This is a genomic window from Spirochaetales bacterium (genome assembly GCA_016930085.1).
Classification (GTDB): Bacteria; Spirochaetota; Spirochaetia; order SZUA-6; family JAFGRV01; genus JAFGHO01.
In genome coordinates this window covers 22,288-44,138 of the sequence record JAFGHO010000053.1, presented here as the reverse complement: position 1 = coordinate 44,138, position 21,851 = coordinate 22,288, and the positions used below count along the sequence as shown (strand labels likewise).

General features: G+C 50.0%; 18 protein-coding genes. 4 read left to right on the top strand and 14 right to left on the bottom strand.

What is annotated here, in order from left to right; genetic code table 11:
- From JW881_08665 to JW881_08635, 7 genes are read right to left on the bottom strand one after another with little or no spacing between them, the layout of a single operon-like run.
- Window positions 1-1,095, bottom strand: a complete 1,095-nt coding sequence (locus JW881_08665; GenBank protein MBN1697570.1) for a tetratricopeptide repeat protein — start codon at window positions 1,093-1,095, stop codon at window positions 1-3.
- Complete coding sequence (locus JW881_08660) at window positions 1,082-2,131, bottom strand: VWA domain-containing protein (protein ID MBN1697569.1); 1,050 nt, start codon at window positions 2,129-2,131, stop codon at window positions 1,082-1,084. Before JW881_08660 ends, JW881_08665 begins: the two co-directional genes overlap by 14 nt.
- Window positions 2,128-3,210, bottom strand: coding sequence for a VWA domain-containing protein (locus tag JW881_08655; protein ID MBN1697568.1), 1,083 nt, complete (start codon window positions 3,208-3,210; stop codon window positions 2,128-2,130). The genes JW881_08660 and JW881_08655 overlap by 4 nt, the downstream gene beginning before the upstream one ends.
- Window positions 3,211-4,416, bottom strand: a complete 1,206-nt coding sequence (locus tag JW881_08650; protein ID MBN1697567.1) for a hypothetical protein — start codon at window positions 4,414-4,416, stop codon at window positions 3,211-3,213.
- Complete coding sequence (locus JW881_08645; GenBank protein MBN1697566.1) at window positions 4,400-5,476, bottom strand: hypothetical protein; 1,077 nt, start codon at window positions 5,474-5,476, stop codon at window positions 4,400-4,402. The genes JW881_08650 and JW881_08645 overlap by 17 nt, the downstream gene beginning before the upstream one ends.
- Window positions 5,477-5,494: 18 nt before the next feature.
- Window positions 5,495-6,370 (bottom strand): DUF58 domain-containing protein, encoded by an 876-nt coding sequence (locus tag JW881_08640; GenBank protein ID MBN1697565.1) that lies wholly within the window; start codon window positions 6,368-6,370, stop codon window positions 5,495-5,497.
- Window positions 6,367-7,356, bottom strand: coding sequence for an AAA family ATPase (locus tag JW881_08635; protein MBN1697564.1), 990 nt, complete (start codon window positions 7,354-7,356; stop codon window positions 6,367-6,369). Before JW881_08635 ends, JW881_08640 begins: the two co-directional genes overlap by 4 nt.
- 308 nt (window positions 7,357-7,664) lie before the next feature.
- Here JW881_08635 and JW881_08630 point away from each other — a divergent pair, with 308 nt between their 5' ends.
- Complete coding sequence (locus tag JW881_08630) at window positions 7,665-8,873, top strand: VWA domain-containing protein (protein ID MBN1697563.1); 1,209 nt, start codon at window positions 7,665-7,667, stop codon at window positions 8,871-8,873.
- A 129-nt stretch (window positions 8,874-9,002) separates the two neighbouring features.
- Window positions 9,003-9,437 (top strand): hypothetical protein, encoded by a 435-nt coding sequence (locus JW881_08625; protein MBN1697562.1) that lies wholly within the window; start codon window positions 9,003-9,005, stop codon window positions 9,435-9,437.
- 31 nt (window positions 9,438-9,468) lie between these two features.
- Here the strand turns inward: JW881_08625 and JW881_08620 are convergent, their stop codons facing one another.
- The 3 genes from JW881_08620 to JW881_08610 are packed head-to-tail and all read right to left on the bottom strand — an operon-like array spanning window position 9,469 to window position 12,095.
- The gene (locus JW881_08620) at window positions 9,469-10,509 is read right to left on the bottom strand and encodes an endonuclease/exonuclease/phosphatase family protein (protein ID MBN1697561.1); all 1,041 of its coding nucleotides are present in this window, start codon (window positions 10,507-10,509) and stop codon (window positions 9,469-9,471) included.
- Between the two features lie 16 nt (window positions 10,510-10,525).
- Window positions 10,526-11,488 carry a phosphoribosylaminoimidazolesuccinocarboxamide synthase gene (locus tag JW881_08615; GenBank protein MBN1697560.1) on the bottom strand — a complete coding sequence of 321 codons (963 nt, stop codon included), beginning with the start codon at window positions 11,486-11,488 and terminating at the stop codon, window positions 10,526-10,528.
- 13 nt (window positions 11,489-11,501) lie between these two features.
- Window positions 11,502-12,095: an ATP-dependent Clp protease proteolytic subunit gene (locus JW881_08610; GenBank protein MBN1697559.1), complete on the bottom strand. Its 594-nt coding sequence runs from the start codon at window positions 12,093-12,095 to the stop codon at window positions 11,502-11,504.
- Between the two features lie 213 nt (window positions 12,096-12,308).
- On the opposite strand from JW881_08610, the gene mtnP reads away from it, so the two are divergent.
- Window positions 12,309-13,175 carry an S-methyl-5'-thioadenosine phosphorylase gene (mtnP, locus tag JW881_08605; protein ID MBN1697558.1) on the top strand — a complete coding sequence of 289 codons (867 nt, stop codon included), beginning with the start codon at window positions 12,309-12,311 and terminating at the stop codon, window positions 13,173-13,175.
- A gap of 82 nt (window positions 13,176-13,257) precedes the next feature.
- Here the strand turns inward: mtnP and JW881_08600 are convergent, their stop codons facing one another.
- Complete coding sequence (locus JW881_08600; GenBank protein MBN1697557.1) at window positions 13,258-13,476, bottom strand: type II toxin-antitoxin system HicB family antitoxin; 219 nt, start codon at window positions 13,474-13,476, stop codon at window positions 13,258-13,260.
- A gap of 831 nt (window positions 13,477-14,307) precedes the next feature.
- Here JW881_08600 and JW881_08595 point away from each other — a divergent pair.
- A complete protein-coding gene (locus tag JW881_08595; protein MBN1697556.1) occupies window positions 14,308-14,760 on the top strand; it encodes a UvrD-helicase domain-containing protein in 453 nt (150 codons plus the stop codon).
- Between the two features lie 53 nt (window positions 14,761-14,813).
- Here JW881_08595 and JW881_08590 read toward each other — a convergent pair whose 3' ends face one another.
- The 3 genes from JW881_08590 to JW881_08580 form a co-directional block, all read right to left on the bottom strand.
- The gene (locus tag JW881_08590) at window positions 14,814-15,008 is read right to left on the bottom strand and encodes a hypothetical protein (GenBank protein MBN1697555.1); all 195 of its coding nucleotides are present in this window, start codon (window positions 15,006-15,008) and stop codon (window positions 14,814-14,816) included.
- 152 nt (window positions 15,009-15,160) lie between these two features.
- Entirely contained in the window at window positions 15,161-16,189 is a 1,029-nt protein-coding gene (locus JW881_08585; protein MBN1697554.1) for an FAD:protein FMN transferase, read from the bottom strand.
- A 104-nt stretch (window positions 16,190-16,293) separates the two neighbouring features.
- Window positions 16,294-21,822 (bottom strand): DUF3857 domain-containing protein, encoded by a 5,529-nt coding sequence (locus tag JW881_08580; GenBank protein ID MBN1697553.1) that lies wholly within the window; start codon window positions 21,820-21,822, stop codon window positions 16,294-16,296.
- Between the last annotated feature and the right edge of the window lie 29 nt (window positions 21,823-21,851).

Here is a 21,851-nt window from a genome sequence, read left to right as displayed (position 1 = left end):
TCACCAATCCTTCGGCGGCGCCTGATAACCGGTTGCCTGTTGCTGCACTTTTTTCCTGTTCTCCTCTTCTTCATCGAGAATATCCTCCGCTTTTTCAGCCTGCGCCTTCATTTCCTCCTCACTCTGCTTTTGCCGCTCTCCTTCCTGTCGTTCCCGCTCTTCCTGCTGTTTCTCACCACCCCCCTGCGGTTCTCCCGTGAGGGCTTCGAGGGCCTTGATGAGTTCATCGCGCGCATCCTCTTCACTCCCCACCCCCCCCTCGAGATTCATCGAAGTAAGCTGATTTTCCGCCAGCTGCTGATGATTGACGGACATATCCACATGTTCCTTTGCGGCCCCGAGGGGGGAACCCTGCTGCCCCATCCCCTGATTCATCAACGCCTCGATTTTCCCCGAGGTTTCGACCGTTTCCTTCCGTATTTGCTGTTGATTCTCCTTTACCTTTCTCACGCTGTTCGAAAGCGACGGCGAAGTTCCCTTTCCGGCCTTTTCGTCCCTGAGTGCCGCCGTATGTTCGATCTCTTTCTGCTCGCGATCGATCAGTTCCTTGATTTTTTTTGCAATCTCCTCCTGCTTCTGGCGCTGCTCTTTCTGTTGTTCCTGCTGCTGTTTGAGTTTGTCGAGCAGGTCTTTCACGATAAGCCTCGTCACCTCGATATTTTGCGTTGCATCCGTGAGGGTTTCGTTGCGTTCGAGGGCGAGCCGGTAATTGGTGATCGCACTTTGATAGAGTTCGATCGCTTTCTCGAGATCGGTTTCGACAAAACGGGCGGCATCGAAAAAATCGCAGTTCCCCAGATTATAATACGCCTTTGCTTCGAGTGAAATATCCGGCGTTTTTGCCGCCGATTCCAGAAAGGACTCTCTGGCCTTTTCGTAATCCCCGAGGCCGTAATAGGCGAGCCCCTTGTTGAAATACACATACGGGGACTCGGGCTCGGCGACCGCCGCTTCCTCGTAAAGTGAAAGCGCCTTCGCGAAATCTCCCCCGGCGAGCGCCCTGTTTCCCGAAGCGATCTTTTCTCCGCTTCCCGACGCGAAAAGGAAAGACGGCAGTATCGCCAACAGCATGCAAAATACCTTATCCGGCTTCATCTTTTTTTCTCCCCCTTCGTATGGCGACGAGTTCCTCGACGCACAGCAGGACGACACCCAACAGCAGGAAAAACTGAAAGCGTTCTTCATAGAGGGTGATGGTGGAAGATTCGAGTTCCTTTTTTTCCGCGCTCGCGACGAGGTTCAGATAGATCTCTCCCAGGTCGAAGGTGCCCGTCGCGACATTCAGGTACTTCCCTCCCGGCGTCGCGTTCACCATCTTCCTCAGCATATCGGCGTCGAGTTTGGACCAGACCTCCACTTCCTCCCCGTTTTTGTCCGTATAACGCAGAAACGTCCTGTTACCGTTTTCATCCGTAACCGGAATACGGCGGCCCGTGTTCTCGTCGCCCAGGCCGAACGCGAGAAGGCGGATGCCCTTTTCGCCGGCAGCCTTTGCCGCATCTTCCGGGTAACTGTCGTGGTCTTCTCCGTCGGTGATGAGGATGATGTCCTTGTAACGCTTTTCCCTGTCGTCGAACACGTTATCGATCACCGCGCGGATCGCGTCCCCGATATTGGTCCCCCCCCGCGCGATGCTGTAGACAGATATATCCTCCACCATGTTCCGGAAAAATCCGTAATCGAGGGTGAGGGGACACTTGACGGCGGCGGTTCCGGCAAAGGCGACGAGCGCCACCCGGTCGCCCTCGAGGCGTTCGACGCAATCGATAACGGCGAGTTTCGCCCGCTCGAGTCTGTTCGGCGCCAAATCTTCGGCGAGCATGCTCTTCGAGACATCGATCACAAAAACGACGTCCCTCCCCATTCGCTGTATCTTTCGCGGCTGGGGATTCCATCCCGGCCGTGCCATTGCCACGACGACGAACGAGAACGCGGCAAGCAGGAGGACGAGTTTCACCTTTCGCCTTCCGGGCTGCACGCTGACATTGATGCGAGCGAGCATCTGTTCGTCGGCGAACCTCATGAGACTTTTTTTCCGTTGATACCCGGCATACATATGGAAAAAGACGATGAGGGGGAGAACCCACAAGAGAAAGAATGCCCCGACATTGCTGAAAAATATCCCGTTCATGGTATTCGCCTCCATATGGTGGCCGAAAGCGCCGCTTCAGCGATCAACAATATCAAGGCGATCAGGGCGAATGGAACGAAAAGCTCCCTGTAATCGAGGAAACGGATCGACTCGATTTCACTTTTTTCGAGAGAATCGATCTCCCCGTAGATGTCCTTGAGTGAATTGAGGTCTTCGGCGATGCGGAAGATCCCGCCCGTTTCGTCCGCCATTTTCTTCAGAATCGAGGTGTCGACTCGCGAGGGAACGGGCACCCTCCGCCTGCCGAAAAAATCTTCCTGGATCGCATACCAGTCTCTTCCACTCAATCCGATCGTGTAAATCTTAATTCCCCATTCCGCAGCGAGTTCCGCCGCTTCGAGGGGGGTGCGCTTCCCGATGCCCGTATCCTCGCCGTCGGTCAGAAGAATGATCACCTTGCTTTTAATCTCGTAGTCCGACTCGTCATTTTCCAGTTGTTCGGCAAGGGACGCCTCCGCCGTCTTGAGCCGCGCAGCGGCGAGGGCGACCGCGTCCCCGATCGAGGTCCCGTCTTCCGGACCGCCTGGAACCACGGTTTTGACGCTTTCACTGAAACGGAGCAGCGCGCCGTGGGAAAGGGTAAGCGGGCACATCGTGTCCGCATAACGGGCGAACGCGATCATTCCGATCAGGTCCTGCGGCCTTCCGGCAAGTGACCCGCCGGAAGGACCGTTCCCGCTGCCCCCGACAAACTCCTCGAAAGCTTCTTTTACGATATCGAGCCGGGTATATGTTTTATTCCCGATATCCTTCATGAGTGTCATGCTGCTCGACCGGTCGAGGACCATCTCGATCGCCACACCCCTGCTCATGTCCCGGACCATCTCCTTCCCCTCCTGCGGACGGGCGATCGCGATTATAAACAGGAGAAGGGCAAGAAGCCTTAAAACGAACGGTATGACGGATAGACGCTGCCGGAGCGAAACGGGAACCCGGGCGGCGTGTTGCGTCGAAGAAAAACGGATTCCCGTTTTCTTTTTCCCTCGAAAATGCATGTAGATGAGAAAAGGGAAAATAAGAAGGAGAAGGAATGCCAGCGGAGCATCGAAGTGAAGCATTTATTTTCCCTCCTTCCGTTCCATCGTATGCCGGGAAGAATCGATGGTGGTATGTTTGGAAGTATCGACGGCTTTGCCGTCGGAAGTGTCGGCGACAGCATCATCGGACATCTCGCCGATGGTACCGCCGGAGTGAGGGGGAGCTTTGGTTTCGGCGTTCGTATCCGCCGTTTTAACCGTCGATGTCCTCTCTTCAATCCTGGCATTATCGTCACGGGTCGTCGTAATAAAATCCTTGCAGCAATCGAATGTCGACTGGACCTCTTCATTCGTCGGAAGATGTGTCGCGAACTTGACAAGGTCGCAGTGCGTGAGAAACGCAGACAGCCGCTTCTTTTGTTCGGCGGAAAGTAATTCCCTTTGTTTTATATCGTGGAGAAACTCTTCCGTCGTCTGCTCCGGCGCATGGAGGTGGAAGCGGTTTTCGAGATAGTGCCTCAGGATATTGCTGATTCGAAAATAAAACTCCCTGTATGCTCCTTTTTCGACGAGGCCCATCGCGACAAGGGATTTCAACTCCCTGAATGCCGCCTCATGCGCCGGAATCGTGATAATCGGGTTGTCAGCCTTCCTCGAGTGAAAAAACCATACGAGGCCGCCCGCGATCCCCGCACCACCGAGGATGATACCGCCGATCAGGGTAAAAAGCCAGCCGAGATCCGGCGGAGGCGGACTGACCGGCCCGGTGACGTCCTTCACTTCAAGCTTTCCCTCTTCCGTGAGAATCGATGTGACCGTTATCGTCTCTGCTTCCGTTTGCAGAATGTGCGGATCGTCCGGATCTTCTTCATCAGTCCAGAATTTCACGGTCATGGCCGGAATGGTGTATTCGCCGGAGAGAAAGGGTTCGAGTTCGTAGGTAACGGTCTTGCGAATATGCAGGTCGTCGACAAGTTTCGGGGCGGGATTCCTGAAATCGACGATGCTGAACTGTTCGAGATTTTCGCCGAACTCCGGGAATTGTATATGGTACTCCTTCCCGATCGTCGCATCCAGAACAAATGTGATTCGATCCGCGATCGTGATTTCCTTTTTATCTATTTTTAAAAGCAGGGTAAGGGGACCCCTTTCATATTTTTTTTCGATCTCGAAAACCGCCGCCTCGTCCCATTTCTTTTCAGCGGGACCGCAGGAGAAAACAACGAGGAGTAGTACGGAAAAAAGCCGCGCCGGCAACGATATCGAATGATTATTCCCGATCTTCACCACCCGTCTCCCCCGTCAAACGAGATGGATAGACGACAACATTATACTGCTGCCGCAGTTCTTCGAGAAAATTTTCCTGAACTTCCCGTTCCTTATCACCGCGTAGATCCCGGTAAACCTCGGATTTTACCTCCTCGTAATTTTTCTGTTTGCCGTCCTGGATATATTTTCCTTTATTCCCCTCATAATAGGATTTAAGGTCCGATTCGGTAATGTTGATCCGTTCGGCGATCCTTTTGGCGAGAAGCTGCTGCGCCAAAAGCTGTTTTTCAGTCTGCTTGAGAAGCGAACGCACCTCCGGTTTTTCCGCGAGTTGTTCCTCCCTCGCCTTTCTGTAGAGAATCTCTTCGATAATATATTGATTGAGCATCCGTTCCCGGCCGTCTTTTCCCGAAAACTGCTTGAACAACTCCTCTTTCTGCTTGTTCAAAGCATCCGGTTCCATAAATGCGGCATATTGGGAGATCAACAGCCCCACATACTGTTCGATCTTGCCGTCCAGATCCGCTTTGGTGATCTTTTCAGGTCCTATCTCGGCGACAACGTGATCGCCGGAAACCGATTCTTCCATACCCACCCGTTCCGAAAGTTCCCGCCTGAGTGCCGCAAACTTACCGAGCGCTTCGATACATTCCTGTACCCTCCTCCCGATCTCCGGTATCAGTTCCTCCACCTGGAAAACGGCTTCGGACATATAATAACCGGTTAAGGCCCCTTCGTAATCCCCCGCTTCCTGCCGGATTTTTCCTATCGTATACCAGATCGACGCCCGTTCGGGGTCCGGTATCGCCGCTTTCGCGAGATAATCCTCCCATGCGGCGGCGGCCGCTTCATGGAGTCCCCTCTTCTGGAGTTTGAGGGCAAGTTCCTTCTGTTTCCCTGCGGAAAGCCGGTTCGAAGCGTCCGCCGCCTTTCCTCCTGCCGGAGGGAAAAAGACGAAGACGAGATTGAGGGTCCCGACAACGAGAATACCCGCGAGCAGGATCAGCATAACAAGCTGTGCGGCGGAATTCTTTTGTTTTGTTTCCGGAAGACTGAAATCAAGTTTTTTATCACTCATCTGTTACTCCTGGATTTCTTAAGGCCGTTTTTCCCGTTCGAGGAAAAACCGCATGATTTTCTGCAAATAATCCCGGTCCGTCCGTATATCGATATGATCGACGCCCGTGGAATGGAAAAGCTTTTTCAGAAGATCTTCCCGTTCCCTTCCCCGGCGTTCGTACATCCTTCTTACCGCCGGATCACCCGTATCGATGGTGATAATCTCACCGGTCTCAGCGTCTTCCAGCTCGAGCAACCCCACATTCGGCATGTTTACTTCACGGGGATCGGTAATCGATACCGCGATCAAATCGTGGCGGTTGGCCATGATCCGCATCTGCCTTTCAAATCCCGTTTCCAGAAAGTCGGAAACCAGAAAGACGACCGCCCGCTTTCTCGTCACCCGGCCCAGATAATTGAGTCCTTCACGGATATCGGTATCGACCTTTCCCGGCCTGAACATGAGAAGCTCGCGTATGAGACGAAGGACATGGGTATTTCCTTTTTTTGGCGGAATGAACATTTCAACCACATCGGTAAAGACAATGAGTCCGACCTTGTCATTGTTTTTTATTGCCGCGAAGGACAGGAGTGCGCATAGTTCGGCCGCGATTTCATTCTTCGATTTCCTGACACTTCCGAACGAGCCGGAAGCGGAAAGGTCGACGAGAAAAATAACGGTGAGTTCGCGCTCTTCGACAAACCGTTTGATAAAAGGTCTTCCCATTCGCGCGGTCACGTTCCAGTCGATGCTTCTCACCTCGTCGCCCGGCTGGTACTCACGGACATCCTCGAACTCCATCCCCTGTCCCTTGAACGCACTTTCGTACTCGCCGGCGAATACATTATTGACCGCCTTTGTGGTATAGATCTGTATATACCTTATTTTACGCGATAGTTCTTTCGATATCATGGCACTTCGACTGTATCAAATATCTGCTGTATTATATCCTCGGGCGTTTTTTCCTCCGCTTCCGCCTCGTAACTCACGATGACCCGATGTCTGAGCACATCCATGCCGATGGATTTGACATCCTGCGGCGTGACATAACTGCGTCCCTCGACAAGCGCGTGGGCCTTCGAGGCGACGGTAAGATAAATGGTCGCACGCGGGGACGCCCCGTACTGGATCAGGTCCTCGATATCGAGATTGAAGGTCGAAGGCGTCCTGGTCGCCTGGACGATATCGACGATATATTCCTCGATCTTCTCATCCATATAGATCTCGTCCGCGAGTCCCCTCAGCCGGATAATATCCTTTGGCTTTAGGACCGGCTTTACATCGATATTCACCGAACTCACCGCCATACGGCGCAATATCTGGAGTTCCTCGGCCCGCGAGGGATACGTGACTTTGAGTTTGAGCATAAACCTGTCGACCTGGGCTTCGGGGAGCGGGTAGGTCCCTTCCTGTTCGATCGGATTCTGGGTAGCCAGGACCATAAAGGGATCGTCGAGCCTGTGTGTTTCGTCTCCGATCGTTACCTGGCGCTCCTGCATCGCCTCGAGGAGGGCGCTTTGCACCTTGGCAGGTGCCCGGTTGATTTCATCGGCAAGGATGATATTCGAAAAAATAGGACCTTTTTTGGTGGTAAACTCTCCCGTTTTCGGATGGTAGATGAGTGTCCCCACTAGGTCTGCCGGCAGGAGGTCGGGGGTGAATTGAATACGCTTAAATGAGGCGTCGATCGTTTTCGCGAGCGTGGTGACGGAAAGCGTTTTTGCCAGACCGGGTACTCCCTCGATAAGGATATGGCTGTTGCACAACAGCCCGATCAGAAGGCGTTCGACAAGATATTCCTGTCCGATAATGACTCCCTGTATTTCTTTTCTGATATTCGTAAGTGTACCGCTTTCCTTTTCAACCTTTTCCCCGATCTTTTTCACATCTAAAGCCATTGCTTATCCCCTTTCTGTCATATCGAGTCGCATAAGAGTCCGGTACGCGTTACGGTGAAGGCCGTACCGACCTCTCCATACCCGTTTCCTTTCCGGAAGATACAAACGGGCATTATTTTCGATGTCATTAAAATAACGATGACTATGTTTTTTTTATAAACCACACATGGCGGGAAAAGTTACAATTTTTCCCGATTACAGGCTATATTAATCGTTCTAAAGTTTTTGTCAACAGTATTGCCGGTAAAAACTCTCGAACGAAGATACGCCTTCTTGAAATCTTTTCATATTGCCTTTAGACTTGATGTATGTTCTTTACTATTGAAGGAATCAAAAAGATAGAAAAAATCAAATGGCGTGAGATAGAACCGGGGATGATCTTTCTGGGGGGCATCCTCATCAATGACACGGTTCCCTATGAACTCAGGGGCTTTCCCGTTCTCACGGCGGGGCTTATCGAAGAACTCAAAGACCGGTACCGTTTCCTCTATGAACGTGATATTCTGGTCGCGCGGGTTTACCCCGGTATCAGGCCCGTCACCATATCCCGCCGGATCAGAGACGGGGAGGAGTTCGTTCAAAAACTCAATGCGGTCCGCTCCTCCTATTTCTCTGAAAAAAAAATCGTCTTTGAAAAAGCCTCCCTTACCGATCCCCTCGACAAACCGCTTTCCGAAACGGAATGCGTGAACCCGGCGGCCTGTATAAAAGACAGATACAACTCATTCACCCTGCCGTTTACTCCCGGCTCGTCGACGCTTGTTCCTTCATTGTTCAAAAATCCGGATACCGTTGTATCACTGGGACACCTTCTCTCTCGCGGAACATCTCTTCCTTTTTCCCTGCCGCGGGACAGAAAGGTACTGCTTCACTGTGTCGTGGATTATTCGGGGGGCGTGAAAGAAAAGGAAAACTGGGATGCGGTCAACGCCGCTTTACGGTTTCTCCATACACGTCTCGTCCCCCTTCTCAAAGGAACCGAATTACGTCTTTACGCATTTTCGGATGAATGCAAACCGCTTTTCTATCCGCTTTCAGGCAGGGAAATACCTCAAAAAGAACGCCGTTATGCGTCCTTCATTAAAAAAGTACTCCACCACAAGGACAGGGATATCTGTAACAAAATCATTCTTTTTACCGACGGATTACCGGACGACCGGGCGGATACCTTTCATTACATAGGTCTTTTCAAGAAAAACAGGATCGACTATACACAGCTTGTTTTTGGCGGAAAGGAACGCGGGGCCGAAAGACAGTACATCGAGGCCGCAACCGAAATAGCGGATGCGGCCTGCGGAAATCAATATATTATAGCGGATACCTCCTGCACCTCGCCTCTCACGGCGGAGTTGTATGACCGGTATCTCGGACTGCTCAACCTTCTTGAAACCCCATCTCGTGAGGAGAAATCGCGAACGGAGGCGGAACAAAAAGAATCGGGCCTGGGTACGCAAGAAAACATTCATAAGAAAAAAATCACAAAGTGGCGGCCGCCGGTTATCAAAAGGGAAAAATAAGCTCCTCCGTGACATTCGATTTTTACACCTTTTTCAATCACCGTCGTTGCCATTTCATCCGTTCAATGGTAGAGTCGAACATCGTCCGATTGCGGGCAAGCGGACTTCGCATTTGAATGGTAAATGAATATGGAAAAGCAAAAGGATCTGCTTGTATCGAATTTTGAAAAGGTAAAAAAAGCGGTCGAACCGCTTTTCTCGGGGAAAGAGACGCTCCCTCCACTCGCGGAAGAAAAGGACTACTCCGATTCCGAGTTTGCTTCGTACGGCATCTTTCTCTCCCGGTTCGGACGGGCGATCGAGATCGTCGTTCATATTTTTTTCAAGATCGTCGAGGTCTCGGAATTCGGAGCCATTTCGAACAGCGAAGAAGAGTGTATCGCGAATATGAGGAAACTCGGTCTCGTCTCCGACCCCGATATATGGCTCGAGATTATCGAAGCACACCAGTCCCTTCTCGCCTATTGTTCGCCCGTCCAGAAAATATCGATCTGCAATGATATCATGGGAAAGTATATGAAGGAAATCGAATATTTCCTCAAAAAATGCGAAATCTACCTGTGACCGGGAAAGTCGCGTAATCCACCCCCTCCCGTTATTCATTGTTTCCGGCTACCCCCACTTTTATCAGGAGAGGGAGATGGTCCGAATATCCCTTTTTCCGGGAGGTATCCCATTTTATCGGGAAACCGGTATGCTTATCCACAAGAAAAGAATGCTTCACAACGGAAAAGCTTCCGGTACGGTAATCGAGGCCGTCCCCATCGCATAATCCACGCGTGAGAAGGACGTGATCGAACGTATACCACCTCCCGTTATACGCGTAGCTACCCCATCCTGTACGGGGAAGTTCATACCACAAATCGTACAGAACGAGTCTGTTTTCCGAATATCCGGCTTCCCCGGTATCCGGCGTTAAAAAAACGCTTTTTTCGTGAAAATCTCCGGGAACATCGATATCCGAAGGAATGAATGCCGTCTGGTAGCTAAACGTTCTTTCACGATACTCGTCGACATTCTCATTGAAATCACCGGTAACGATGATAGCCGCGCCCGGATTCCGTTCGAGAATGACCGCGACTCTTTGCTTCAGGACATACGCGGCCTCCCGGCGAGACGGCTCCGTTACCCGGGAACCTTCCGTGTGAGACTTCCAATGGTTGTTGAAAAGATAAAGTATCCGGCCGTCAATCGATATTTCGACTTCCAGAATAAAGCGAAGCGCCGGCAGCCCGGTATGATGGGCGTGGGTCCGGAGAATCGGGTACCTGGAAAGAATCGCGGTATTTGTGGCCGATCCCGGCGCGGGTACAAGGACTTTCCAGGTATAGCCGCATTCCTTCAGAACCCTCGTATTCAGCATTGTCAGCGTATTTCCGTTTTCGACTTCCTGCAAAGCGAGAATATCCGGCCCATTGAGGCAGGCTTCCCTGATCACCTTGCCCACCGCCTGTAGTTTGATCGCAAAGAGGTTGCTGTTCCATTTTCCGGAACCCGGATCGAACGCCGGATATTCCGTCCCGTCATCGACATCGTCGAACAGCGTCTGGACATTATAACTCATGACGGTAATGTCTTTCCGGCATGAGAAAAAGAGAGAGAACACGACGGTAAAGACAATGGGGGCGACCTTCATAACGTTCCTTGAGGTATCAATCGCCTCTGATTTCATTGAGGGTTTGTGCGATCGCATCGAGTTCGGCCTCCGGTTCAAGGGACGCCGGGACAAACTCGGCTCCCGTGATAATGGAAAAGGCTTCACGGTAGCGGTGAAATATCTGCATCGCGATCTCCTTATCGATTTCGGGCGGTGTTCCGTCCCCCATGTACCCCCGTGCCATCAGCCACTTTCTGAAAAACTCCTTGTCGAGTTCCCGCTGATCCTCCCCTTTCCCGAATCGTTCCTCATAACCGTCCGCATACCAGTACCTGCTCGAATCCTGCGTATGGATTTCATCGACGACATAAAGATGTTCGCCGTTCATGCCGAATTCGTATTTGGTATCGACGAGAATAAGTCCGCGCGCCGAAGCGAGTTCTGTTCCCCGTTTGAATAAGGCCAAAGCAGATGCTTCTATCTTGTCCCAGAGATCCTCCCCGACAATACCACGCCGGATTATTTCCTCGCGTGAAACGGGTTCGTCGTGAAGCCCTTTTTCCGCCTTGGTTGACGGGGTGATAATCGGTTCCCGGAAGCGTTGATTCATCTTCATCCCCGGAGGAAGGGTGATTCCGGAAACAGGGTTCCCCTTTTTATAATCCCGCCACGCCGAACCGGTAAGGTAACCGCGAACGACTACCTCGATCGGGACGATCGAACATTTTTTTACTATAACGGACCTCGGCGTCACTTCCTTCACGATGTGATTGCGAATGACATCTTCAGTCTTCCTGAACCAGAAGAGGGACAACTGATTCAGTATTTCCCCTTTACGGGGGATTGCGGCAAGGACCCTGTCGAATGCGGAAATCCTGTCCGTGGTATAGATAAAGAGATGTTCCCCGTAATCGAGGATATCCCTCACCTTGCCGCGGTAATACCGGCTTTTATCGCCGGCAGACAGCACTCCCCTCTTTTTCAATGCCGCACAATCGAGTTCGTTTACTGCCGTCATTGCGTGTTCCAATCTATGCTTTTGTTTTTAATTCTTCCTGCCGTGTGATGATTCGTGAAAGCAGTCCGTAACTCTGGGCTTCTTCCGCGTTCATCCAGTAGTCACGGTCGGTGTCTTTTTCGACTTTTTTCAAATCCTGTCCCGTTTTTTCCGATATGAGTCTGTTGATCTTATTCCTGATCCGGTCGAGTTCCTTCGCGTGGATCTCGATTTCCGTCGCCACACCGCGGATCCCGCTCAGGGGCTGATGAATCAGGTAGTGGGAATTGGGAAGGCCGACCCTCGATTCCTTTTCTCCGGCAAGGAGAATGATCGCGGCGGCACTTGCCACGAGTCCCATACCGATCGTGTAGACCTGCGGTCTGATAAATCGAATCATGTCATAAATCGCGAATCCCGCATCCGCATCGCCCCCGGGTGAATCGATAAACATCTTGATCGGTTCATCGCCGTCGGCTTCGAGTAGAATAAGCTGTTTGACAATCTTTTCCGCCAACGCCTTGTTGACTTCACCGGCCAGAAATATCGATCTGGTTTTGAGTATTTTCTGAAAAAAGATATCCTGCTCTTTATCCTCGTTTTCTTCTGCCATGTTATTGTAAATCATGACCTTATATTAGTAAGCCGTAAAGAAAAAATCAAGCGGGCGCGTCAAAAAAAGATCATATAATCCGGCTTTACCTTCTTTCTTCGGCTTTCGGTTGTAATAGGCAGACTTTCCCCCTTCCGTCGCCGGCCTTCGAAATCAGGTTGCACAACACGCTCGATTGTTATAGAGTGACTGAGGGAACCTTTAACCATAACGGCAAGGAGTACAATAATGACAGCAACCATCGGTGTGATCGGCGGAAGCGGTATCTATGAAATAGAGGGGGCGTCGGTCGTCGAAACAATCGATATCCCCACCCCGTTCGGAATGCCGTCGGACTATATCACGATCGTCAATATCCGCAATACGAACGTGGCGTTTCTTCCCCGCCACGGCAAAGGCCATCGCCTGCTTCCCACGGAAGTACCCTCGAAGGCGAATATCTGGGCCTTGAAATCCCTCGGCGTATCGCAGATCCTTTCGATCAGCGCCGTGGGCTCCCTCGGGGAAGGATACAAACCGGGCGACTTCGTCGTCTGCGACCAGCTGGTCGACCGGACGCGGGGAAGGGAGTGGACCTTTTTCGGGGAGGGGATCGTCGGCCATATCGGGTTCGCGGAACCCTTCTGCTCCGGCATGCGGGAAAAGGTGATCGGCGTTTTCGAAAAAAACCGGTACCCCTTCCATAAAACGGGAACACTCATCACCATGGAAGGTCCGCTTTTTTCGACAAAGGGAGAATCCCTCCTCTACCGGCAGTGGAAGGCGGACCTCATCGGCATGACCGCACTGCCCGAGGCAAAACTCGCCCGCGAGGCGGAGATCTGCTACGCGGTGATCGCCATGGTGACGGATTACGACTGCTGGCACGAGGCCGAGGAAGCGGTAACGGTCGATATGGTGCTCGCGACCATGAAAAAAAACGTAACGGCAATAAAGACGATCACGGGCAGACTCATCGAGGGCCTTGCCCCGCGGGTCGACTGTGAATGCAGGCACGCGGCTCAGTACGCGATCATGACCGAACCCTCGCGGATTCCCTTTGAAACCCGGCGAAAACTCGCCCTGTTTTACGGTAAATACTGGAACGGGGAGTGAGCGGGGAAGCGGTAAGAAAGAACCAGCCGGATATCCATACCCAAGGAATCGACTGAATCCTCGCGGACGTGTAATTCGTATATCAAGAAACCTGATATATTACCGGTTTATATCCGGGTAAAGGAATATGCCTGCCGCTTTCCTTTGCAGATTCAATCCACGCTTGTTTTGCAATGAGTACTTCATGTAACGCTTCATCCGGTGTATTTCCGAAAGCGGAACAAAATTCAAGATCGGGTATGTCGGCAATATACCCCTCATCTTCTTCACTATAAAATATATTAATATGATAATCTTTCATTTATTTCCCCCCGTCATATGTGATTATACTTTTCAATAAGTTGTAAATGATGACTTTCATTTATCCCGGAAAGGTAAAATCCACATGCTTCCACACATAATTGGACATCGGAAAACCGGATATTTTTAGCGTTTAATAAAAGCTTTTTCAGCAATTTATCCTTATTCATCTCTTTATTGTATATTATTCCTGATACTCGTGTCAATTTATATGTTTTCCACGTTTACTTTGATCCCTCAATGTAAAAAGGGCAACATGTGAATCTGATGGCTTATTGGGTAATCAACCATATATTACGGGAATTTATCCAGCAAAAAAAACAACGTGAAATAATAAATTTGTTTGTCACTGTTCAATTTGACGATTATAATAAAAAATTACGGAAGAGAAAATACAACGACACTTTCTCTTCAGGTTGAATTTATATTGATTATAAATGGAAAAAAAATTACTAATGTGAAATATTTATTCGATAATCTAAGGGAATCTCTTAGCAGGATGTAGGGTATTTCCCGATTTTAAGTTAACATGTTTTATGATAGGAAAGCATTGTTAATACAATTTTTCTACCATAAATTCTGTTATGTAAAAAAGCAATGAGAGGTTATCGATATAAATGGGTGAAAACTTCGAAAAAGAAGGCTTATTAAGCGATGAAACCGTCACTTCTCTTTACATCTCCACCTTATTATGGTGTTACTAATTATTTCTATGACCAATGGCTTCGTCTATGGTTGCTTGGTGGACCTGAAAAACCACAATCTTTTTATGATCCTAATAAAGGCAAGTTTAAAAATAGACAGTTTTATTCTGATATGATTTTTAATAAATATGAATAACTACAACTTACCAAGTCCAAACCTCGAACCTTCCAAAATCGAAGCCATCACGACAACGGAATCGCCACTCCTTATTCTCGCAGGTCCAGGTTCGGGCAAGACACTTACAATCGTTGAACGGGTTCTCTATCTGCTGGTCGAAAAACTGGTAGCTTCCTCTGAAATCCTTGTTGCCACCTTTACGGGCATGCTCATCCACGGCCAGTCCGATTTCATGATCAGCTATATCGACCCTGAAAGCCATACCCTCCGTCATTATTTCCCGGATTTTCTCATCAAGAAAAAGGACGGCAGTTATTCGATTGTGGAGATAAAAGGCGACAACCGCCTCGATGACCCGGTGGTGTCGGCAAAAAAGGAATATGCAAGGTCATTGGCGATGCTCAATAATATGACATATGACGTGGTTCCGGGTTCGGAAGCACTGAGGGGATATTGGGCTTAAGTATGGATGAGATGGAATTAATAAGCGGGTTTAGGGATTTTGGAAATCATATACTATCTGCCCCAGGCTTTTGCCCGAATTGTATCAATCGAAATATCACTATTTTCCCATATGCCATACAAATCCATAATATTCTTGAGTGATTCTTTTTTTCTGCTTTCTTCTATCTCGATAAACGGAATGTCCTTTAAAAATTTTATCAAATGAGATGCTTTTGAATTGTCTTTTATATTGATAATCAATCTCATACAATTCTCCTTGTTCCAACATTATTTTATATTTTTACTTCTGATTAATCAATCCCCAGGCAGCCGTATCGTCAGATCTGTTTCATTCACGCCGCATCCGGTACCGGTAATGCCATACATACACCTTTCGCCGAAACACGCCCCCCGCCCGTCTATTGCAGCACATCCTCATAGTACCTTCCGAACCCTTCCGTCGTTCCTTCCCCGAGGGCCTCTCCTTCTTCGCGGAGAACAAGTCCTTCCACCCCTTCTTCCGCTTCGAGCAAAGCGAGGCCCTTTCCGAATCCCAAAACAAAGCAGGCCGTCGAAAGGGCATCGGCGATTGTCGCAGTTTTGGCGACGACGGTGACCGAGACCGCCCCTTCCGCCGGATAGCCGGTATGCGGATCGAGGAGATGGTGGTACCATTTGCCGCCGTACTCGAACCCCCGTTCATAATCGCCCGAGGTCACGATCGCAAACCGTTCTCCCGCCTCCCCGATACTCAGTATACCCGCCCGGTCGTTCAACCGGCGGGGATGCTGTACATCGATCTTCCATTGTTTTTCTCCCGGTTTCAGGCCGGATACGATAATGTCCCCGCCGGCTTCGATGAGAAACCGCGAATACCCCATCGATTCGCAATAATCGGCAAGCAGATCGATACAGGCGCCTTTCGCGATCCCACCGAGATCGATCCTCGTCCCTTCAGGCAGGCAGATGCGCCGCCCTTCTTCGAAGCGGATTTTTTTATAGTCGACTGCATCGAGCACCTCGTCGATCGCGCCGCTTTCAGGAGGAGCAAGGTCCGTTTCCGCCGTAAAATGCAATCCCGAAAGCTTTTCGCCCCTGTCGAATTGCCAGAGTACGAGAAGCGGAAGCACCGTGGGATCGAACGCACCGCCGCTTTTTCGGGCGATATCACAGGCCGTGCGGATGACATGATACACCGATTCCGGCATATCGGCACAGCCGTTTTCGTTGAGTTCCCGGACCGGGCTTTCCCCGGCCCTGTGGTCGAAAAGCACGGCCCGTTCGTTCAGAAACCGGTACATCGCATCCCAATCCGGCTCCGTTTCCGTATAAATGACGACGGTAACGGGAATCGGATTGGTGAGCGAGAGGGCCGGCCGCGATTCGCGAAAAAGATACGGTCCGCATGAGACAACCGCTGTACAGAGGAGAAACGGAATATATTTCATAACCGGATAAATACTACACAATACCCGCGATCGTGAAAAGCCCGGAGAAAACCGGTATCGGCTGGCGCGAGAGAACGGCAGGCCGCAATGCGGTCTGCCGCCGGTTACCGCAAAAGATTAATCCTTGTCTCGAGATGCTCGACCGCGGCATTCAGGGCAGCTTCGAAGCGATGGTAGTCCTCCTTCGGGTATGCCACCTGTTTCTGATAAAAATCGAACCTGATAACGAAAGCGCCATTTTCCATTTTCCCTGCGATCGACCATCGGGTAAAATCATTCTCTTCCTTTTTCTGTTTCAACTCGTTTTTCCCGGAAAGGTCTCCCTTATCCCTGATCGTGATACGGCTTTTAAAGGAAAGAGGTAAATACAAACGAAACGGTGTTTTCCGTTCGGCGAGATGCTGCTGGAAAATATGCGCCCGTTCCCAGACGGCCGGGAGTCTCGATATAAAACGCCTGTCATGGTCTTTGACGACCGTCCCCGTCGTGTATTCCAGATGTAAAATGAAATCCTTTCCCGTATCGTCCAGATTGAGTGTTTCCATCTTCTTCAGTTTCACCCCGGGCAAAATGGAAGCCATATAGGATTGTATCTGCGTCTGCCGCTGGCTGTTGTCGAACTGGTTCAAATACGCCCGGAGAAAAGAGGCCGCGTACAACTTGAAATACAGCGTTTCCCTCACATTGATCGAATCGTCATCCCCAACCTCGAGCGTTCTTTCCGATTCGATTGCGTTACAGTGGGCGGGGTAGGAGGTCATCCTGATGATTCGGGGATTCTGCCGGTCGAGGACAAGACAATATTGTCCGGATAGACCCTCGGGCGGCAGGCGGGTTATATCGTACGACTTGTTTGTCGGGTCTAGAAACTGCCCGTCTCCGACCCCCGGAATATAAAGCAGGACGTGGTCGAACTGGTCGAGATCGGGCAGATCGGGCGCCACGACGGTGGACGTGCTTGTCAGCACAAGATGCGAAAGAATACCCTCCGCTTTGAGCATCAGGTACAGCAGTAACGACAGGTCCTTGCAGTCGCCGTACTTGTTATGTATGATCACGTCTCCGTCGTTCGGCACCCAGCCCCTTCTCCCGAACTCGATCGCCTTGTATGTGTAGTTCGCCTGAACATATCTGGCCAGTTTCTCTATCTTCTCCTCATCATTTGTGCAGCCCGAAACAAGCCCGTCTGAAAGCCGGACGACATCTTCACGGGGAACGAGCTTTTCTTCTATTTCATCAAGGTAGGAATCCACTTCCCCTTTCCAGGTGTTCGATGCGCAGCCGATATGTATTTCGGGCACCTCCGACGCCTCCATATCCTGATACGGCTCCCATGAAATTTCAATGTGCCGGGGAACCCGAAAGACAAGTTCGCCGTCCTTTTTCTGGGGGGACGGCATATTTTTCGTGCTGTAAGCAAAAGCGTCAATGTCGCCGGTTATGATCACATAATTGTTGATGATCGGGTAAGTGCGGGCAAGGTAATCGAAATAATACCTGGGGCCATCGTTGAAATTATGATTGCTCCATGTCGCTGAAATACTGAAAGAGTAGCCCGGCTGCAATCCCGGGATCGGTACATTGAGTACTTTACCCCCCGTGGCCATATCGGAAGAAGTATCGTCCATGACAAAGTACTTTGACGGGTCGCCTTCGGAAACGAGTTTTCCCTTTTCGTCGAATACCTTCAATTCGTTGACATATATTCCTTCATCCAGGGGATCGAACGGCAGGGTGAATGTGCTGAAATGGGAAATACCCGGATACGTGAGCACCTTGATCCGGTAATACATGGTATACTTCATTTCGAGGTCTTTTTTATAAAAAAAAGCAGTGACACGATGCAAATAAAAGGCGTCACGGTCGCTTACATCCTTCATTACACCGGGATCCGGGACCTCCAGGTATTCGGGTGAGATCATGACTGCCTTGATTTCTTTTTTTATCGACGTGTTGTCTTTTTCTCCCAGAAGCCCGGAGACATAATCGATATATTCTTTTATATCCGTGTCCGTAGGATTCAATTCATGTGCCTTTTCGAAAGAAAGTTTTGCTTCCTGATACCAGTTCAATTCAAGTTGATTGAGTCCCATCACGAAATAGATATCCGCCGATCTATGATCGTCACGAATCAGTTCCTCACAGATATCTATCGCCTCCTGACTCCTTCCCGCACGATTGAGAATCATACAGAGATCCAGAACGACATCCTGATCGAAGACCGTTGTTTCATACACATCCTTTAGCATTGTTATGGCCTTCTCGTACTGCCCTTCCCGTTCATACAAATCCGCTTCTTTCCTGGCGACGAGAACGGAGAATTTTTCTTTCTGGTACATTTTAATCGCATCGAAGGCCTCCTCTTTCCGTTCCATCTCCCACAGGAGATTCAGATAATCGACGAAATCGTAATCCTGTCTGTATTCCTGATCGAAAAGGGCTTTATATTCCCCGGCCGCTTTATCTTTTTGTCCCGTCTGTTTCAGAAAAAAGGCGAGATAGGACCTGACGGAAATATTATCCGGAAAGTGAGTGAGGTAGGTATCGAGATACTGAAGGCCCTCGTTATATTTTTCCAGGATGGAGAGGCAATGAAGGACATTCTCAAAATAATCCGCATCATGGTTGTTCTTTTCGAATGCGGCCCGGAAACAGGAAAGAGATTTTATGTACTGGGAGTTGCTGAAATAAAAAAGTCCCATCTTGTTCATGATTAAAGCTGAATTGAGATCCATGTCAGACCCCGTTTTTTGATTTTCCGCTCGTCCTTCTTCCTTCCCGTCATTTCCGCCGGTAAATGAAATCGAGTCATAAAATTTTTCCATGAGACCGGCATCGGCGAGCCCGGTTTTTTTCTCGATCAAAGCGATATAATAAGCACAATGACGGGCCGGAAGAGTCTTCAGTATCCGGAAATAGTAATGATAATCCGAAAGGTAACTGAACTCAACACCGCGGAGGCCATTGTATTCTATCCGTTTGTATCCCTTGAGATCGGCGTTGGTAACATTGATACCCTGCGCTTCGAGAAATCCCCTTGTCAATGCTTCAATCGAAGGATCGATTTCACCGGTATCTATCGGCGTAATAAAAAATGCGATATCATTCCCCCGGTACCCTCCCGATTCCGCGATATTGTAATACTCACCGATATCGTCCCACCGGCTGAATCCCGACGCAGGGAAATTGATGGTATAGCCGTAACCGGAAACGTAGGGAGCCCCGCCGTCCGGGCGGTGTTCCGCTGCATCCGTGGAAAAGATATTGAAACCGCCGTAAAACCCCATGATATCTTCGGGGATATCGGTCGATTGTATTCCGTCATCCATTTTCCATGACACCAACTGATACACACGGTCATTACTGCAATAAAACCAGATATAATATTGGATGGCGAGTTTACCCGCATTTCCCGTCAATATCAATAAAATTCCGTTCTTCCCGTTCACCGTGAATTCCTTTTTTGAGAGAAGTTTGCAGTCGGCAATGGTATGTGAATAACCGGCAAGCATCCTGTCCGAATAATTTTCGAGTCCGGGAAAGACAAAGGGATTCCCCGTTTTCTCTTCCATTATCATGACCGAATATTTGAAATTTTTGTGCATGTATGCCGTTGAAATAAGCTGGTTCGTCTCTTTAAGCGAGTCCATCGGGAACCATGAACCGCCGATATCGGAAAGGTAATACGATTCTTCGGGGAAAATTCTTGCCACCTGCCGTAACGGTTGTTTTTCACCAATGCTCGAGGCGGCCTCCCGATAACTTTTACCCCCGGCAAGGAGTCCGATAACGTCTTTCCGGTGATATATTTCCGAGAAGATCCCGACACTGCCGCAGAACGCTTTCGTCCCGTTTTTCTCCTTTTGATAAAGCCATAATACCTGCGATCCGCCGTTTTTTTCCGTGTAATAGCCGTTCCGGCTTGCAAGTACCCAGCTATTATCGCTGCGCATAAAAAAGTGAAGGTGTTGCGGCACGAAAGGCGTTCCGCCCGCGATGTCTTCCTCCCGCCATATGGCGATCAGGTTATTGACGTCCATTGCGGCGATAAAACCGGAATGAAACGAGAGATCCTTGAGACGGCCCGAGAGTCCGGACAATGTCGAGATTTTCTTCGCTTCCCTGTCATAAACAGCGATATATCCTCCCGATTGTTCGACGAGAATAGTATCGTCCCCCATGAAACCGAAAAAACCGCCGTTCACCAGGTCCGTGGATAGAGAGGCTGTCGATGTTCCATGCCTGATTTCATAGTTCAGACCGCTTTCATTTCCGCCCGGAGTATCGCACTGCGAAATGGCGTATGCGTCGATGGAAGGGGAAAGACGCCCGGTCACCGGGGATTTTTCAGCGGGGTTGAAGGTGAAATCATTCAGATTGAAAGCGGAAGCTTCCTCAGCAGACGTTTTTTTTATTACAAGCGCATTCTCTGTGATTATCGCCTCCGAAATCCCGTAAACGGCCGGTGCCTCATGCCTTATCAAGGACCCCGAAGCAATGTCCATCACATTGAATTCGGGACGCCCGCCCCCGATGATGATCAGACGATCGTTATCGATAAAATGTACGCCGAAAGGGTCGATCTCTTTCCCGATGGCGATGACGGACTGCTCGAAATCGGATGTCACATCATAATAAACAAAAAACTTGCCGGAAGGACGTATCGAAAGCAGGTGATCTCCATCAGGCGAAAACGATAAAATACCCGAATGATATCCGTCGCGGATTGTCTTCACCGGTCTGAGTTCGCGATCAAAGACGACGATTGTATTATTGGCGCATCCGGCCGCGATATAGTCGGCGTGAACGGCCAGATCGGTAACGGGAGTCTCGGATGAGTATTCATGAACCGGTGTCCCGGTTTCAAGGGAATGGCATTTTACCTCACGGTTGTCCCCTGAGGCTATAATAATATCGTTTTCCGCAAACGCCAAAGCGGTTATCATCCCAACCCCGGGGTGTATCGTCCGCCCGGTCCGGTACTCCTCCTCTGCCTTCCAGTACATGACCGTATCATCCCCGCAAGCGGCAGCGAGACGGTTTCCGTCGCCGGAAAATACCATCCGTGAAATTGTCTTTCCCGACAGTGAAATATTCCCGATTTCTTTTCCCGTAGCGTATTCGTATATTTCGACTACGGGGTTCGCCACTCCTTCATGACAAACGGCGGCCGCAAGCACCCCTTTCCACGATGACAATGCCAAGCGGACGATTCCCCCATCCGGCCGGCCGGATCGCTCAAAGCGCATTTTCCTCTTTTCCTTTCCGGTGTCCGGATCCAGAACACGGATAATTCCGTCATTTCCGCCCGTAATCATCTCATTCTTTTCATGAAACATGACAGAGCAGGTGACGGTTTCCGGATAAAATCCGGGATCGATGAAAAAAGATATCGCCTCTTCATCCACCGTACCGTTCTCCCGTTTGTCGTCCAGCAGTTTCTTGAAAAGTTCGGATAAATCGGACTTTTCCGTCGATTCGGTTTTATTGACGTTCGCGATTGGTGCCTCCGCTTTTTCTTCCTGTTTCGGATTGGAGGTACAGGCGGTAATAACACAAAACACAATCGGAATAAAAAGAAAATACGCGGCTTTTATAATTGCGACATATGTCGTATCCGTTCGTTCTCTCATTGCAACGCCCCCTTCTTTCATTATAATAC